14 protein-coding genes are annotated in these 13,199 nt (G+C 43.0%); 6 read left to right on the top strand and 8 right to left on the bottom strand.

The annotated features are described in order from the left end of the window. Positions 1 to 87: 87 nt before the first annotated feature. Entirely contained in the window at positions 88 to 285 is a 198-nt protein-coding gene (locus tag AC37HE_RS15550) for a hypothetical protein (protein ID WP_500783809.1), read from the top strand. Positions 286 to 408: 123 nt separating this feature from the next. Here the strand turns inward: AC37HE_RS15550 and AC37HE_RS15545 are convergent, their stop codons facing one another. After that, positions 409 to 2,586, bottom strand: coding sequence for a tetratricopeptide repeat protein (locus tag AC37HE_RS15545; protein WP_500783807.1), 2,178 nt, complete (start codon positions 2,584 to 2,586; stop codon positions 409 to 411). 181 nt (positions 2,587 to 2,767) lie between these two features. Here AC37HE_RS15545 and AC37HE_RS15540 point away from each other — a divergent pair, with 181 nt between their 5' ends. Continuing rightward, positions 2,768 to 3,169: a GFA family protein gene (locus AC37HE_RS15540; protein ID WP_500783806.1), complete on the top strand. Its 402-nt coding sequence runs from the start codon at positions 2,768 to 2,770 to the stop codon at positions 3,167 to 3,169. 166 nt (positions 3,170 to 3,335) lie between these two features. On the opposite strand, the gene AC37HE_RS15535 is transcribed toward AC37HE_RS15540, so the two are convergent. After that, complete coding sequence (locus AC37HE_RS15535) at positions 3,336 to 4,550, bottom strand: TlpA disulfide reductase family protein (RefSeq protein WP_500783804.1); 1,215 nt, start codon at positions 4,548 to 4,550, stop codon at positions 3,336 to 3,338. Positions 4,551 to 4,678: 128 nt separating this feature from the next. On the opposite strand from AC37HE_RS15535, the gene AC37HE_RS15530 reads away from it, so the two are divergent. The 3 genes from AC37HE_RS15530 to AC37HE_RS15520 all read left to right on the top strand — a co-directional run bounded on the left by AC37HE_RS15530 (position 4,679) and on the right by AC37HE_RS15520 (position 6,865). After that, positions 4,679 to 5,698, top strand: a complete 1,020-nt coding sequence (locus tag AC37HE_RS15530) for an aminodeoxychorismate synthase component I (protein ID WP_500783802.1) — start codon at positions 4,679 to 4,681, stop codon at positions 5,696 to 5,698. Then, positions 5,673 to 6,269, top strand: a complete 597-nt coding sequence (locus AC37HE_RS15525; RefSeq protein WP_500783800.1) for an aminotransferase class IV family protein — start codon at positions 5,673 to 5,675, stop codon at positions 6,267 to 6,269. Before AC37HE_RS15530 ends, AC37HE_RS15525 begins: the two co-directional genes overlap by 26 nt. A 206-nt stretch (positions 6,270 to 6,475) precedes the next feature. After that, positions 6,476 to 6,865 (top strand): hypothetical protein, encoded by a 390-nt coding sequence (locus AC37HE_RS15520; protein WP_500783799.1) that lies wholly within the window; start codon positions 6,476 to 6,478, stop codon positions 6,863 to 6,865. Positions 6,866 to 6,932: 67 nt separating this feature from the next. Here AC37HE_RS15520 and AC37HE_RS15515 read toward each other — a convergent pair whose 3' ends face one another. The 5 genes from AC37HE_RS15515 to gcvT form a co-directional block, all read right to left on the bottom strand. Beyond that, positions 6,933 to 8,180, bottom strand: a complete 1,248-nt coding sequence (locus tag AC37HE_RS15515) for a DUF1015 domain-containing protein (protein WP_500783797.1) — start codon at positions 8,178 to 8,180, stop codon at positions 6,933 to 6,935. Positions 8,181 to 8,240: 60 nt separating this feature from the next. Further along, on the bottom strand, positions 8,241 to 9,161 hold the full coding sequence (locus AC37HE_RS15510; protein WP_500783795.1) for an NAD(P)-dependent oxidoreductase: 921 nt from the start codon (positions 9,159 to 9,161) through the stop codon (positions 8,241 to 8,243). Positions 9,162 to 9,228: 67 nt separating this feature from the next. Next, positions 9,229 to 10,299, bottom strand: coding sequence for a 3-phosphoserine/phosphohydroxythreonine transaminase (gene serC, locus AC37HE_RS15505; protein WP_500783793.1), 1,071 nt, complete (start codon positions 10,297 to 10,299; stop codon positions 9,229 to 9,231). Between the two features lie 200 nt (positions 10,300 to 10,499). Continuing rightward, positions 10,500 to 11,225: a 2-phosphosulfolactate phosphatase gene (locus tag AC37HE_RS15500; RefSeq protein ID WP_500783791.1), complete on the bottom strand. Its 726-nt coding sequence runs from the start codon at positions 11,223 to 11,225 to the stop codon at positions 10,500 to 10,502. A gap of 121 nt (positions 11,226 to 11,346) precedes the next feature. Continuing rightward, positions 11,347 to 12,432, bottom strand: coding sequence for a glycine cleavage system aminomethyltransferase GcvT (gene gcvT, locus AC37HE_RS15495; protein ID WP_500783789.1), 1,086 nt, complete (start codon positions 12,430 to 12,432; stop codon positions 11,347 to 11,349). A 177-nt stretch (positions 12,433 to 12,609) separates the two neighbouring features. Between gcvT and AC37HE_RS15490 the strand changes: the two genes are divergently transcribed. Next, on the top strand, positions 12,610 to 12,969 hold the full coding sequence (locus AC37HE_RS15490) for an Hpt domain-containing protein (RefSeq protein WP_500783787.1): 360 nt from the start codon (positions 12,610 to 12,612) through the stop codon (positions 12,967 to 12,969). A gap of 26 nt (positions 12,970 to 12,995) precedes the next feature. On the opposite strand, the gene AC37HE_RS15485 is transcribed toward AC37HE_RS15490, so the two are convergent. Further along, on the bottom strand, positions 12,996 to 13,199 hold a 204-nt coding region (locus tag AC37HE_RS15485), incomplete at its 5' end, for a ClpB D2-like domain containing protein (RefSeq protein WP_500783785.1).

Genomic DNA, 13,199 nt, shown 5'->3' with positions numbered 1-13,199 from the left:
TCTCGTAAAAACAGATAAAAACCTCCTTCAGCCAGACCAAGACCTCGTAAAATTAAAGAGAACAGAAACAAGAAAAACAACAAAGCTATGAAACAGAAAATAACATCATTCATGCTGCTTCTTATTGCAGCTCTTTCTGCGTCGGGACAAACACCCGACATGTATCCGCCAACCGTTCCGGAACCATTGGAGCTCACCCCCTTCAACATTATTCTATACATTGTTATTCCGGTTCTGTTGGTCATCTTCCTGATTTATTATCGACGGAAGAAACGGAGGAAATAGGAATACCATCAATCGGAGGGGTAACTGGGGGCTAGCTAGATAGAGACGCACGGCCGTGCGTCTCAACGAGTAAACGGCCGTGCGTCTCAACGGGCAGATGGCCGTGCGTCTTTACGTGCGTTTTTATTCTTCCACAAAATAACGTAGCTGGTCGAGCATGATGGGTACATCGTCGCGATCGATTCCCTGTTTCAGCAATTGCGGCAGGTCTTCGTCGAACACCTTCATAAAGTCGGCCTCGGTAAAGTTGGGTTGCGAAATGGCTTGTTTGTAATAGTCGAGCGCAGCTTTGCGGTTTCCCAAACTCCACTGAACATGCCCCATATTCATCATGTCGTGCTGGTTGGGACTGTTATCCATTAATTTCAGGAAATACTTTTCAGCCTGTTCTTTCTTCCCGGTCAAAAAGGAACACCAGCCAATAGGACGCCACACTTTCCGGTTACCCGGTTTCAGGTATTCCACTTTAAAGTAATACTGCAGTGCCTCATCGAACTGTCCCAACTCGAGCAGGCAGTGTCCTGTATTCAGGTGGTTCGATAAGTTGTCGTGATCAAGCGCCTCAACAGCCTTATAATATTCCAGCGCCTTAAGCGGTTGTTTCAGGTTGCGGTAACAAAGGGCAATCTTCTTGAGGTTCCAAACACGGTTCAAATCAAACAGCTCGGCCTTCAAATAAGCATCCAGTGCTTTTTCGTAGTTCCCCAGTTTTTGGTAGCAGAAAGCTTGTTTTTGGTAAAGCTCACCATCCTGGTTTTGAGCCAGCAGATATCCAAAAATACCGATAGCCTCGCCAAAATGATTTTTCGTGAAATAGTATTCACCAATATTACGAACCACGGCAGTATCTTCCTTTAAGATGCTACCAAGCGTTTGTTTATTGTGAAAATCGAAGCGCCAGCTAAACAAGTCCTCAAAATCGAAGCGCCGCGGGTGCAGCTTGTAAAAACGATACAAATCCTGGATATATTGGTTCGACAGGAAACCGGCCTTCTTCCCCGGGCTGGTCAGTTCTTCATCCTCTTCAATCTCCTGAAACTGATCCAACTCAGCCTGCAGGCCCTGGAACATAAACTCCCGGTTCTCTTTCGGAATACGCTCCATACTCAAACAGAAGGAGTACTTATCGGAGTTACACAACAGGGGTGCCTGGGCAATCACATCAATAAAGCGGCGGGTTAAATCGTCCGATGGATCAAGCACTTTTTCCAGATCAGGATTCTGTGCATAAAAAGGAATAAACCAATTGGCTATTTCGTTGAAAAAAGGAAAGGACTTCAGCATCGCAAATGAGCCCATAAACACATCGGCCCCTTCCATTTGCAGTTCCGAGAATTCCTCCATTTTATTCATCAACTCGGGCGAATCTTCAATCATCTCCTGCCATTCCGGGTTCTTATCCTCCGAGATGCCATCCTCCATCAAACTGTCCAGCTCGATTTTATCGCGCAGGTTTTCACTGATCTTAATCATCTCGGGCATAATCTCATCGCGAATGCGCTGTTGCAGCTTTTCGGTTTCCTTAGCCCGGATCAATTGAATGATAACCCGCTCCATACTATGCTTAAACTCCGGATCGTCATTCAACAATTTCAGTCGTCCGGTAATACCGGCATAATAGGGCAAGCGCGAATCGTACTGATACAAGCTAAGAATCAGTCCAACCAAAGCCCGTTGTTTCAGCACCGGTTCTTCCATTTCGTAAGCATCAAACAGCAGGCTGAATTTCTGCTCGTCGAAGTAACGTTGCAGGCTCAAGGTAACAGCAGTAACCACAAAAGCTTTCCAATCGGGTAATATGGAAGGGCTATTCAGCAATTTACTCACAAACTGAAGCCCTTCGCTGCTAAACCGATCCTGGAACCACAGGTGATAAAACAGGCGATGAATTTGCCGGTGATTCTCGAGCGCTGCTGCCGGGTTTTCCGAGTCGGCTTCCATCCGCGCCAGGAACCCATCAAAATCACTGATAAACTGATCGATAAAAGTTCTCTTTTTTTCGTAAGCCACCGACGAAGCATAAGTCAGGCGAAGCGATTCATTCACTTTATCAGCCAGCTCGTAGGTTGAATCAATCAATCGGCGATAAACCTTTTGTCGTTCCGGATCCTGAATACCTTCCAGCGTATATTGCAACATGTAGTGGTAAGTCTGGTTCAGCTCCCGCCATTCGTCGTGAAACAGTCCTAGCCCATTCTCAGTAATCAGTCGTTCCAGCGAATCAAAAGCAGGCTTCAGCCGCCTCTTTGCCAAATGATTGCAAATGGTCTTATATTGTTTTGTAATTTCCTTGTTCTCCATAAGTGTCTATTGTATGAATAAGATACGAAAATCAGAACTATCAAGAAGTACTCCAAACACAAATCGCCTGACAGAAGTGCAGGAAAAGCAAAAAAACCCATCGATTTCGTCAGGTCATAAGGCTCAACTAAATTTCATTCGACAACACATTTTTATACCTTGTACGAAAAAAAATAGACAAATGAAACACATCGGATCATGTCTTTGCGGAGCCGTTACTTTCGAAATCGAAGGTGATTTCGACCGCTTCTTTCTTTGTCATTGCAGCCGTTGCCGAAAAGATACCGGATCGGCGCATGCTGCCAATTTATTTTCTTCTTCGGCCAGTCTAAAATGGTTATCGGGTGAAGAGCAGGTAAAAACCTTTCAACTTCCGGAATCACGACATTCAAAAAGCTTTTGCTCAAAATGTGGTTCGGCGTTACCCCGGGCAATTGAAGGTGGAAAACGGATAATCGTTCCGGCAGGTTGTCTCGATACCGATATACAGATCAAGCCGGATGCTCATATATTTATAGACAGCAAAGCCAATTGGGACAACGAGCTAGAAAAGATCCGGAGATTTGACCAGCTACCGGAATAGCATCCTTAACGGTTTCGACAAAAGAGCCAGCAATTAATGTAGTGATGCGGGAGATTCTTATTCTCCTTTACTGGAAGACCGGCAACTACAATAGGGATAAAACGAACAATCCCGGTATATGCATCAAGACACACACCGGGATTGTCAAACAGATCCTGCTGCTTAACTATTCAGCAAGCAAGCGTTGAATGAAATGATCGAAGTTCGTTTGGTAAGCAATGTATTTGTCTCCTGTTGCCGGACCGTCAAATCCGGTATGAATCTTCCGAACCTTGCCTTGCTTATCGATAATAATACTGGTTGGGTACGACATGATCCGGCTCAGTTCCGGTATTTTTGCCGAAGCCATTTTATGATCTTCCGAACCATTCATCGCCAATAAAATCGGATAAGGAACTCCAACCGACTTTTTCAACCGCTTAATAGCGGCAAAGCAGGCCGAATCAGTTTTGGCATATTCAAAAGCCAAGCCAACAAATGCTAATGGTTGATCAGCATGGGCTTTGGCATAATCCACAAAGTAGCGTGTCTCGTCGAGGCAGTTGGGGCACCAGCTTCCCATGATCTGTACCACCACCACTTTATTTTTAAACTGTTCGTCGGCCAGTGAAACCAGCTTGCCGTTTTCATCAGGGAAGCTGAAGCTGATACTTTCATATCCATCCTTCAGTGTCGTCAGGCTCTCCGGATCGGGTAATTCATAGGCATCATTCCGGGTTCCGGTAAACGCTTCTTTCCAGGTATTTTTGGAATAAAACTGACCGTTCAGCGTGCTATCGTTCACATTTGCTGTAAACAAGAATACATGCACTCCGTCGAACGAAGACAGTTTCAGCTGATTACCGTCCATCACCCCTTCCAGGTACCGATAGTCGCCGGTTGGTGTACGGAATGTTCCGGTCACTTTACTTCCCTCCTGCTCAAATACACCTTTGGCCCAGCTGTTCTGATCTGTCGAGTCGTTACCAAACAACACTTCCCATCCACCGGTAACATCAACTGTTGGTTGGCTTTTTACAGCAAAGCGCTCTTTTCCGGCAGTGGCATGAAAAGGTACTTTATAGTTCGCTCCAGGCTTGGTATAATAGCCATTCAAATGGCCATCCTCTCCTACTTTGGCCTTAATGTAACTCTCGAATACCGGCATATGAATCGTTACCGAATCGTCGGCATAACTAATTTCATCGACTGAAATAACTTCATCACCATTATAAATCTCCAAGGTGGAAGGTGATGTTACCTTAAACAGGAATGGAATTTCCTGTTGATCCTGCGCATCAAAATAAGCGCGGTATGTTTCGGGCTGTAACTGCTGGCTCTTTGGTTGACAAGCAGCCAGAGCCAATGCTAACATTCCTCCCAAGTACAAACGAATGCTCATAGTTTTCTGTGTTTTATTCGACGCCTAAAATAACAGAAGTTGAGATCGTAAAAAATGAAAGGGATCAGCATTGTGAAAACATAAACAACAAATAACACATCCCATCGCATGCACCTAATAAAGGGAGATTGGATTATCGTTGTTTTTCTATCTTTGTGCTCCTCATGTACACCATTGAAAGTAATATCAGAAGCAAAATGAATGAGCTGGGCCGACTGAAGCGGCCTTTTGTTTTCCTCTTTGATTTTGATTGTCAGAAAGCCCGTGTGCTGGAATGGGAAGAGTGTGCACCACAGTTACTGTGGAGAACACCTCGCCATTCGAACTTCACACCGCAGGCTCAACCCAACCACCCGGTTGTCTGGACAATAAACCCGGTTAGCTATGGCCGTTACCAAAAAGCATTCGAGCAGGTACAGCAACACATCCATGGTGGCGACAGCTACCTACTCAACCTGACCATGCCAACCGAAGTGCAGACCAACCTGAGTTTGGAGGAAGTGGCACATAATAGTCAATCACCTTATTTGGTGTACCTGAAAGATGAGTTTGTTTGTTTCTCGCCCGAGATCTTTGTTCGAATTGAGGATGGACTGATCTCGTCGTACCCGATGAAAGGGACCATTGATGCTAACATTCCCAACGCCGAATCCTTGCTGAAAACAAACCGTAAAGAGCTGGCCGAGCACAACACAATTGTCGACTTAATCCGCAACGACCTGAGCCGCATAGCAGATCAAGTAGAAGTTACGCGCTTTTGCTACCTGGATGAGATCCGTTCGAACCAGGGGAAATTACTGCAGATGAGTTCCGAAATAACCGGTCGGTTGCCCAAGGACTATCAGGCACATTTAGGAGATATCTTGGCTGAATTACTTCCTGCAGGATCAATTACCGGTGCTCCAAAACCCAAAACAGTTGAAATTATAGAAGCTGCCGAGCAATATGAACGCGGATGGTACACCGGTATATTTGGAGTGTTCGATGGCGAACATGTTGACAGTTGTGTGTTGATCCGATATTTGGAACAAAACGGCAAGAACTTTACCTTTAAAAGCGGTGGCGGAATTACCCACCTGAGCGAATGCCTCGAAGAATATCAAGAACTGATAAAAAAAGTATATGTGCCAATTACTGGAAACCATTAAACTGGAAGACGGACAACTTTTTAACCTGGACTACCATAACCGAAGGATGAATGCTGCACGGCGGGAACTTTTCGGTTCAATACCTCCAATCGATTTAAAGGAAATCATCCAGGTCCCGGAAACCTGCATCGACGGACTATACCGCTGCCGGATTGTTTATTCAAAAGAAATTGAAAGCATTGAGTTTATTCCGCAGCAAGAACGGTCGTTCACCAGCCTGAAGCTTATTCATACCGATAAAATCGACTATCATCTGAAATATGCTGACCGAACAAGTTTAAATATGCTTTACGCTCAACGCGGCCAGGCCGACGAAATCATCATCGTTTGCAATGGTGAAATTACGGACTGCAGCATTGGCAACCTCCTCTTTTATGACGGGGAAAATTGGATTACCCCTGCTGCACCTTTACTGAAAGGAACACAGCGTCAAAAACTCCTGGAAACAGGGCATATTCAGGAGGAATTCATTACGGTGAATGACCTTGAAAACTTTGAAAAAGCAGGGATTATCAATGCCTTTTTCGACCTAAAAAACATGCCAATTATCGAAATCAAGAATATTTTCTAAACATTAAAATTAATGTAACCTACTATCCATCAAATGGGTAAACAGCTAACAAAAGCAAACGACAGTTGATATTTCAAGTTTTTTTCGGTCTATGCTTTTCAAGCTATTTTTTTATTCTTTCATTTTTGTATTTTTCGACCATAATAAAACAACTTAGAACGAATGAACAACGCCTTTATGGCTAAGAGGATAAGGAGGAAATCTATATGGCACCCATCAGTAAACCCAGAGTAATTAAGGATTACGAAAAGTTAGAAGATACAACTAAGGAACAAATCAAACTGGAATACCCAAATGGCTTCAGTCAGAATCTAATCACCTTCACCAATAAAGATGGTATGTTGGTGAGTGCATTGCCTTTTGAGACTGAAGATAAGTACTATTTGGTTCGTATGACAACTCAGGAAGCCATCGATATCATTAGCGATGACGAAGATTACGATGACGAAGGAACACTGAAAGATGAAAGTCGCGAAGCATACGAAGACAAATATTCGGAAGACATGGACATCTCCGATGATGAAGAAGATGATGATTCGTACGATGACGAAGATGACTCAGCGGATGATGATGACGACGATGATGATGACATTTAAGCTACGATAAAACAAAAGCCTGGAACATTCCAGGCTTTTTTATTTTATCGGCAATTGAAGTGTGTCATTACAATTGATGAATCACCAATCCTGATCGAAGTTTGGGCTCGAACCAGGTTGATTTAGGTGGCATGATATTCCCGGTGTCAGCAATATGAATAAGCTGTTTCATGGAAACCGGATATAAGGCAAATGCAGCCTTCATGACACCGCTATCAACACGCTTTTGCAGCTCTTCCAAACCTCTGATACCACCTACAAAGTCGATCCTTCGGGAGGTACGTAAATCCTGAATATTCAAAACCGGAGCCAATACCTGTTTCGAAAGGATTGTTACATCCAGCACCTCAATCGGATCAGTATCATTAAAGGTTCCATTTTTGGCAGTAAGCTTATACCAATTCCCCTCCAGATACAAACTAAACTCATGTAAGCAGGAAGGTTTATACGGTTTCGCGCCAACTTTCTCAACCGTGAATCCGGCTTCCAGTTTCAAAAGAAACTCCCCGGCACTTAATCCATTCAAATCTTTAACAACCCGGTTATAATCAATAATTTGCAACTGGTCATCCGGAAAATGAACTGCCATAAAATAATTATAAGCTTCTTTCCCTGTATGGTCCGGGTTTTGGGCCTTTCGTTCCTGCCCAATTCGGGCAGCAGCAGCAGTCCGATGGTGACCATCAGCAACATAGGTAGCAGGAACCTTGGTGGCAAACAAAGCTTCAATATTCTGATTGAGCTCCTTATTGCGAATAACCCAAAAGTGATGACCGAAACCATCTTCAGCAACAAAATCATAATCCGGCTGATTATTGCGTACAACGGCCTCAACAATTCCATCGATTTCCGGAACTGCTTTGTAAGAGAAAAATACCGGTTCGATATTCGCATTCAGATAGCGGGTTAACACCATCCTGTCTTCCTCTTTATCGGGACGGGTAAGTTCGTGTTTTTTGATCACACCATTGTGATAATCGTCACAGGCAGCAGCACCGACAATGCCATACTGTGTCCGCCCATTCATGGTTTGAGCATAAATATAAAAGCGTGCTTCTTCGTCCTCGGCCAGCCAGCCTTTTTGCTGAAATGCCTTGAAGTTTTCCACCGCTTTTCGATACACCTCATCTGAATGGATATCCACTCCCGGCGAACAATCAATTTCGGCTCGGGTTATATGCAATAAAGAGTCTGATTTACCTTCAGCCATTCGGGCTGCCTCTTCGCTGTTCATAACATCGTAAGGCAGGCATGCCAAATCGCTGACAATTTCCGGTGGAGGCCGTAGCCCCCGAAAAGGTTTTACGATAGCCATATCGGGCAATTTTAGTTAGTACCTTCTAAAATAGGAAATCCCAATGAAATGCCCTATATGTTATTTATTCACCCGGAAAGTTTCGTCGCCCTGTTCAAGGTAAGCAACGATCTGTTCTGCAGCGGCAACACCAGCATTGATATTAGCCTCACTGGTTTGAGCACCGATTTTCTTTGGAGTAAAATAATAACGCCCGCTAAATTTTTCAGCAAAAACGGAAGCACAATCCGGTGTAATGTCCGATAAATATTTAACGTCGCTACGCTGCTCCATAAAAGCACACAGATCCTCTTCGTTAACCACTTCCTTACGTGCTGTATTAATCAGAATGGCATCTTGCTTCAGATGCTTCAAAATCGGCATACTCACCGATTTGATATGTTCGCCCCTAGCAGGTACATGAATGGAAACAATATCCGACAGCGCATACAGCTCTTCCAGCGAGTTGGTAACTTCCAAACCTTCAGATGTGGCTTGAGCTTTACTGTAACGTGTATAAACCTTCACCTTCATCCCAAAAGCACGGGCAATACGATGCACGTTACGGGCAACATAGCCGTAACCATGCAAGCCCAGGGTTCGACCACGAAGCTCACCTCCCGACTTTCCGGAAAAGAACTCGCGGATGCCAAAAAGAGCCAACCCAATAGCCAGCTCGGCTACGGCATTGGAATTTTGTCCCGGTGTGTTCATCACAACCACCGATTTTTCTTTGGCATAAGCAGTATCTACATTGTCGTAACCAGCACCGGCGCGAACAACTAGCTTCAAATTGGTTGCTGCATCCAGCACTTCCCGGTCAACCACATCACTTCGGACAATCATGGCTTCAGCCGAAGAAACCGCTTTTAATAAATCTGTTTTGGATTGATATTTTTCGAGAAAGTTAATCTCGTATCCCGCATCACGAAAGACTTGTGTGATTTGGTAAATAGCCGACGAAGCAAACGGTTTTTCCGTTGCTATTAACACCCTTTTCATACCCAGTTTAGTTTTGATTAGAAAAAGAAAAAGCAGGACCCCCATCCTGCTTTTTCTTTATATTTAATTAATGGTTTGCTTCGAATTCCTTCATGACTTCGATCAACGCTTTCACGCTGTCCGCAGGCATGGCATTGTAGATCGATGCACGGAAACCACCAACAGAACGGTGTCCTTTCAAACCAATCATTCCTTTTGAAGTAGCGAATTCGTTGAATTCTTTTTCCAACGCTTCGAAACCTTCAGCCATTACGAAAGTTACGTTCATGCGAGAACGATCTTCAAGTGCAGGAACAGTAGGAACGAACAATTTGTTACGATCTAATTCAGCATACAACAAGTCCGCTTTTTCAATGTTGATTTTCTCCATTGCTTCAACACCACCTTGTTCTTTCAACCAAACTAAAGTTTGCAAACATGCAAAAACAGCGATTGTTGAAGGTGTGTTAAACATTGAACCAGCTTTGATGTGTGTTTGGAAATCCAACATAGTCGGGATTGTACGACCTGTTTTATCCAAAACATCGTCTTTAATGATTACCAGTGTAGCACCTGAAGGTCCCAGGTTTTTCTGAGCACCGGCATAAATCATATCGTATTTAGCAACATCAATCGGACGGCTGAAAATATCTGATGACATATCGGCAACTAATTGTACCGGAACGTCCAGGTCAGTTTTAATTTCAGTACCAAAGATTGTGTTGTTTGTAGTGATGTGCAAGTAATCAGCATCAGCAGGAACTTCAAACGCTTTCGGGATATAGTTGAAGTTTTTATCTTTTGAAGAAGCTACCTCAACAACTTCACCAAAATATTTAGCTTCTTTCATGGCTTTGCCTGCCCATGAACCGGTATTCAAGTAAGCTGCTTTCGATTTCATCAGGTTGTACGGAGCCATCAGGAATTCTAGGCTGGCACCACCTTGCAAAAACAACACCGAGTAACCTTCCGGAACTTTCAGCAATTCCTTAACCAAGGCAACAGCTTCGTCCATCACAGCAATAAATTCTTTTGAACGGTGGGAGATTTCCATTACAGAAAGTCCGGTACCGGCAAAGTCAACAGCTGCTTCAGCTACTTTTTGTTTGGTGTATTCTGGTAGGATTGAGGGTCCTGCATAAAAATTATGCTTCTTCATGGTATGTTATTTTAGGGTTAAAAAATATTTTTAATTCTTTTTTTAATTCTCCGTCTATTCCAAAATAAATGAATCTGTCCAAATTTTCCGATGAGATATATCAGCAAGTTGCGGTTTAAAGCCAGTTGTAAAACATGCTAATAATTCAGATAATCAATCTCATAGATGTTTCATTCATCAATTAAATTAGCGATGCTAAGTTAGGAAACTGCAATTAAATCTCCACCTGAGAATTGTGGGACCACCGTTGTGAAATCCGCCTGGTGGCAAAATTCAATACAATCGTCTAATCCTTTAGCGGCCAAACGTCCTTTTTGAGCTGCTTTTTGAATGTAACCGTTCAGGTCTGCTTTTGCAATCGACCATAAATCCAACGAGGCAGTTACCGCATCACAGATCGTGTCATACTTTCCTGAGGCAAGCAATTTTTCAGCTAAAGCACCGGCAAAAACCGTATCCTCTAAACTAAACCGGTCTTTCCACGATGCGCAAAAAATCAACACCGGCGCGTCCTGATTTATTAACCAATCAGTTAATGCAGTCAAATTCAGAAATGAACCGATAACAACAGCCTTGGAATGGCTGGCCATATGGATACAACGTGTTCCGTTGGTCGTTGAGTAAACAATCTCCTGGTCTTTAACCCGGTCAACTGTAAAGTTGAAAGGGGAATTTCCAAAGTCAGCAAAATCAAGCACATAACCATCGCGCTCTGAGGCAACAATGAATCCTTCTTCTTTCTTTGCTCTTGCTTCGTCAACTGTTGCAACAGGAATTATTCGCTTAACGCCATTATGCAAAGCGGTGCAAATTGACGATGTTGCGCGAAGGATATCGACCACTACAACAATGTTTTCGTCGTTGGCATGCTTAGAATACATGGCAGGAGATAAACAGGTTTCTAACCTGAGTTTAGCGTTTTTCATCTTCAGCTTCAACGTTATTAGGAGCGCAAAGATAAAAGATAATTGACGCCGAGATATAAAAAAGCCCGCCAAATATGAATTGACGGGCAAAGGTTAAAGTAAAGTTGCAAGTTTCCCTCTCTTATTGATTCAAGAAAGGAACTTTTACAATTTTTGCTTTCAGTTTCTTATTGCGTACTCCCACGTAAATCTCTGTTCCAATAGCAGAATAGGCTTTAGCAACATACCCCATTCCGATCCCTTTATTCAAAACCGGCGACTGAGTCCCGGAGGTCACTTCACCAATTTTATTTCCGGCTTCATCAAATAGCTCGTAGCCATGACGAGGAATTCCCCGGTCAATCATTTCAAAGCCCCTCAACTTCCGGCTCACACCTTCAGTTTTCTGAACTTCAAACAGCTCCTTATTTATAAAGTTGTTGCCATTGAATTTGGTAATCCATCCCAAACCTGCCTCAATAGGCGAAGTTGTATCGTCAATATCGTTGCCATACAGGCAATAGCCCATTTCCAGGCGAAGTGTATCGCGAGCTCCCAAGCCAATTGGTTGAATATTCAATTCTGCTCCGGCTTCGAAAATGGCCTTATAAATTTCAACTGCATCCTGATTGTAAAAATACAGTTCGATGCCACCGGCTCCGGTATAACCTGTTGCTGAAATAATAACATCTTTCACGCCGGCAAACTCTCCGGTTGTGAAGGTGTAATATTTTAACTCAGCCAGATTAACCGATGTTAGTTTTTGAAGCACCTGAAGTGCATTCGGTCCCTGAATGGCTAGCTGGCTAATGGCATCAGAAGCATTTTCCAGTTCTGCTCCAAATTTATTTTGCGAAACAATCCAGGTCCAGTCCTTTTCGATATTAGCAGCATTTACGACCAACATGTACTTTTCAGGCTCATAATAATAAACCAGCAAATCGTCAACAATTCCACCTTTACCATTAGGCAAACATGAATATTGAGCCTGTCCCGGTTTCAGAACAGAAATATCATTCGTTGTAACATATTGCACAAGGTCGGCAGCATGTGGTCCTTTCACCCAAAATTCGCCCATATGAGAGACATCAAACACGCCGACATTCTCACGTACGGCCATATGTTCTACTTTTATTCCGGCAAACTCTACAGGCATTTCAAAACCTGCAAATTCAACCATTTTTCCACCTGCATCTTTATGAATTTGATTAAAGACTGTCTTCTTCATGCTGTTATTCTTTTTGGGTTCGTAAAACTATAGCTTAGAATCTCATAAAATTATGAAATATATCAGGAAAAGTTTGTGTTCATTTTTTGTCTCCATGCCCTTTCTGTTGAATACAAGTGAATTTTTTTTATTATTATTGTCTAACTAGAGAATTGAAAAGCCGATTAACTTTACGCGATGAATGAAAATAAATTAACCAGTCTGACTTATTTGGATGAAGTAACTGGTGGAGATCCTGAAATTACCAAGGAATTCATTGAGATGTTTTTTGAACAAATCGTTGAATTTAAAGAGGGACTAAGAGGCTATTTAAGCCAAAAAAAATATAAGGAACTGGGAGAATTAGCTCATAAGGCCAAATCTTCAGTAATGACCTTCGGGATGAATGATTTGGGAGTTCGATTAAAACAGCTCCAGTTAAAAACTCAAAAATTGGAGGAAATCGATACCTACGAGGAACATGTCGTTGAGTTTGAAACCCTCATAGAACAAGCACAAAAAGAACTTTCCGAAGTTTTAGAAGAAATAAAAAAGTAGACACCAAATTGGAGTCTACTTTTCTTTTATACAGTCTTAAATACCAGTCTTTCAGCTTCCAGGTCGATCAAAATTTCCTGATCGGCAGAAACTTGCCCTGCGAGTATTTCTTTCGACAATTCATTCAACACAAACTTTTGCAGTAACCGGTTAACAGGTCGTGCACCAAACTGAGGATCATATCCGACAGATGCCAGCCATTGCACAGCAGCATCCGAAATCTGAATCCG

This window comes from Mangrovibacterium sp. (assembly GCF_059905295.1).
Note: the sequence above shows the minus strand (reverse complement) of the source record. Positions and strands in the feature narration are given on the sequence as shown.

Coding starts and splice junctions, on each gene's coding strand:
- AC37HE_RS15550 (WP_500783809.1), top strand. CDS start 88: ATGAAACAGAAAATAACATCATTCATGCTGCTTCTTATTGCAGCTCTT.
- AC37HE_RS15545 (WP_500783807.1), bottom strand. CDS start 2,586: ATGGAGAACAAGGAAATTACAAAACAATATAAGACCATTTGCAATCAT.
- AC37HE_RS15540 (WP_500783806.1), top strand. CDS start 2,768: ATGAAACACATCGGATCATGTCTTTGCGGAGCCGTTACTTTCGAAATC.
- AC37HE_RS15535 (WP_500783804.1), bottom strand. CDS start 4,550: ATGAGCATTCGTTTGTACTTGGGAGGAATGTTAGCATTGGCTCTGGCT.
- AC37HE_RS15525 (WP_500783800.1), top strand. CDS start 5,673: ATGTGCCAATTACTGGAAACCATTAAACTGGAAGACGGACAACTTTTT.
- AC37HE_RS15520 (WP_500783799.1), top strand. CDS start 6,476: ATGGCACCCATCAGTAAACCCAGAGTAATTAAGGATTACGAAAAGTTA.
- AC37HE_RS15515 (WP_500783797.1), bottom strand. CDS start 8,180: ATGGCTATCGTAAAACCTTTTCGGGGGCTACGGCCTCCACCGGAAATT.
- AC37HE_RS15510 (WP_500783795.1), bottom strand. CDS start 9,161: ATGAAAAGGGTGTTAATAGCAACGGAAAAACCGTTTGCTTCGTCGGCT.
- serC (WP_500783793.1), bottom strand. CDS start 10,299: ATGAAGAAGCATAATTTTTATGCAGGACCCTCAATCCTACCAGAATAC.
- AC37HE_RS15500 (WP_500783791.1), bottom strand. CDS start 11,225: ATGAAAAACGCTAAACTCAGGTTAGAAACCTGTTTATCTCCTGCCATG.
- gcvT (WP_500783789.1), bottom strand. CDS start 12,432: ATGAAGAAGACAGTCTTTAATCAAATTCATAAAGATGCAGGTGGAAAA.
- AC37HE_RS15490 (WP_500783787.1), top strand. CDS start 12,610: ATGAATGAAAATAAATTAACCAGTCTGACTTATTTGGATGAAGTAACT.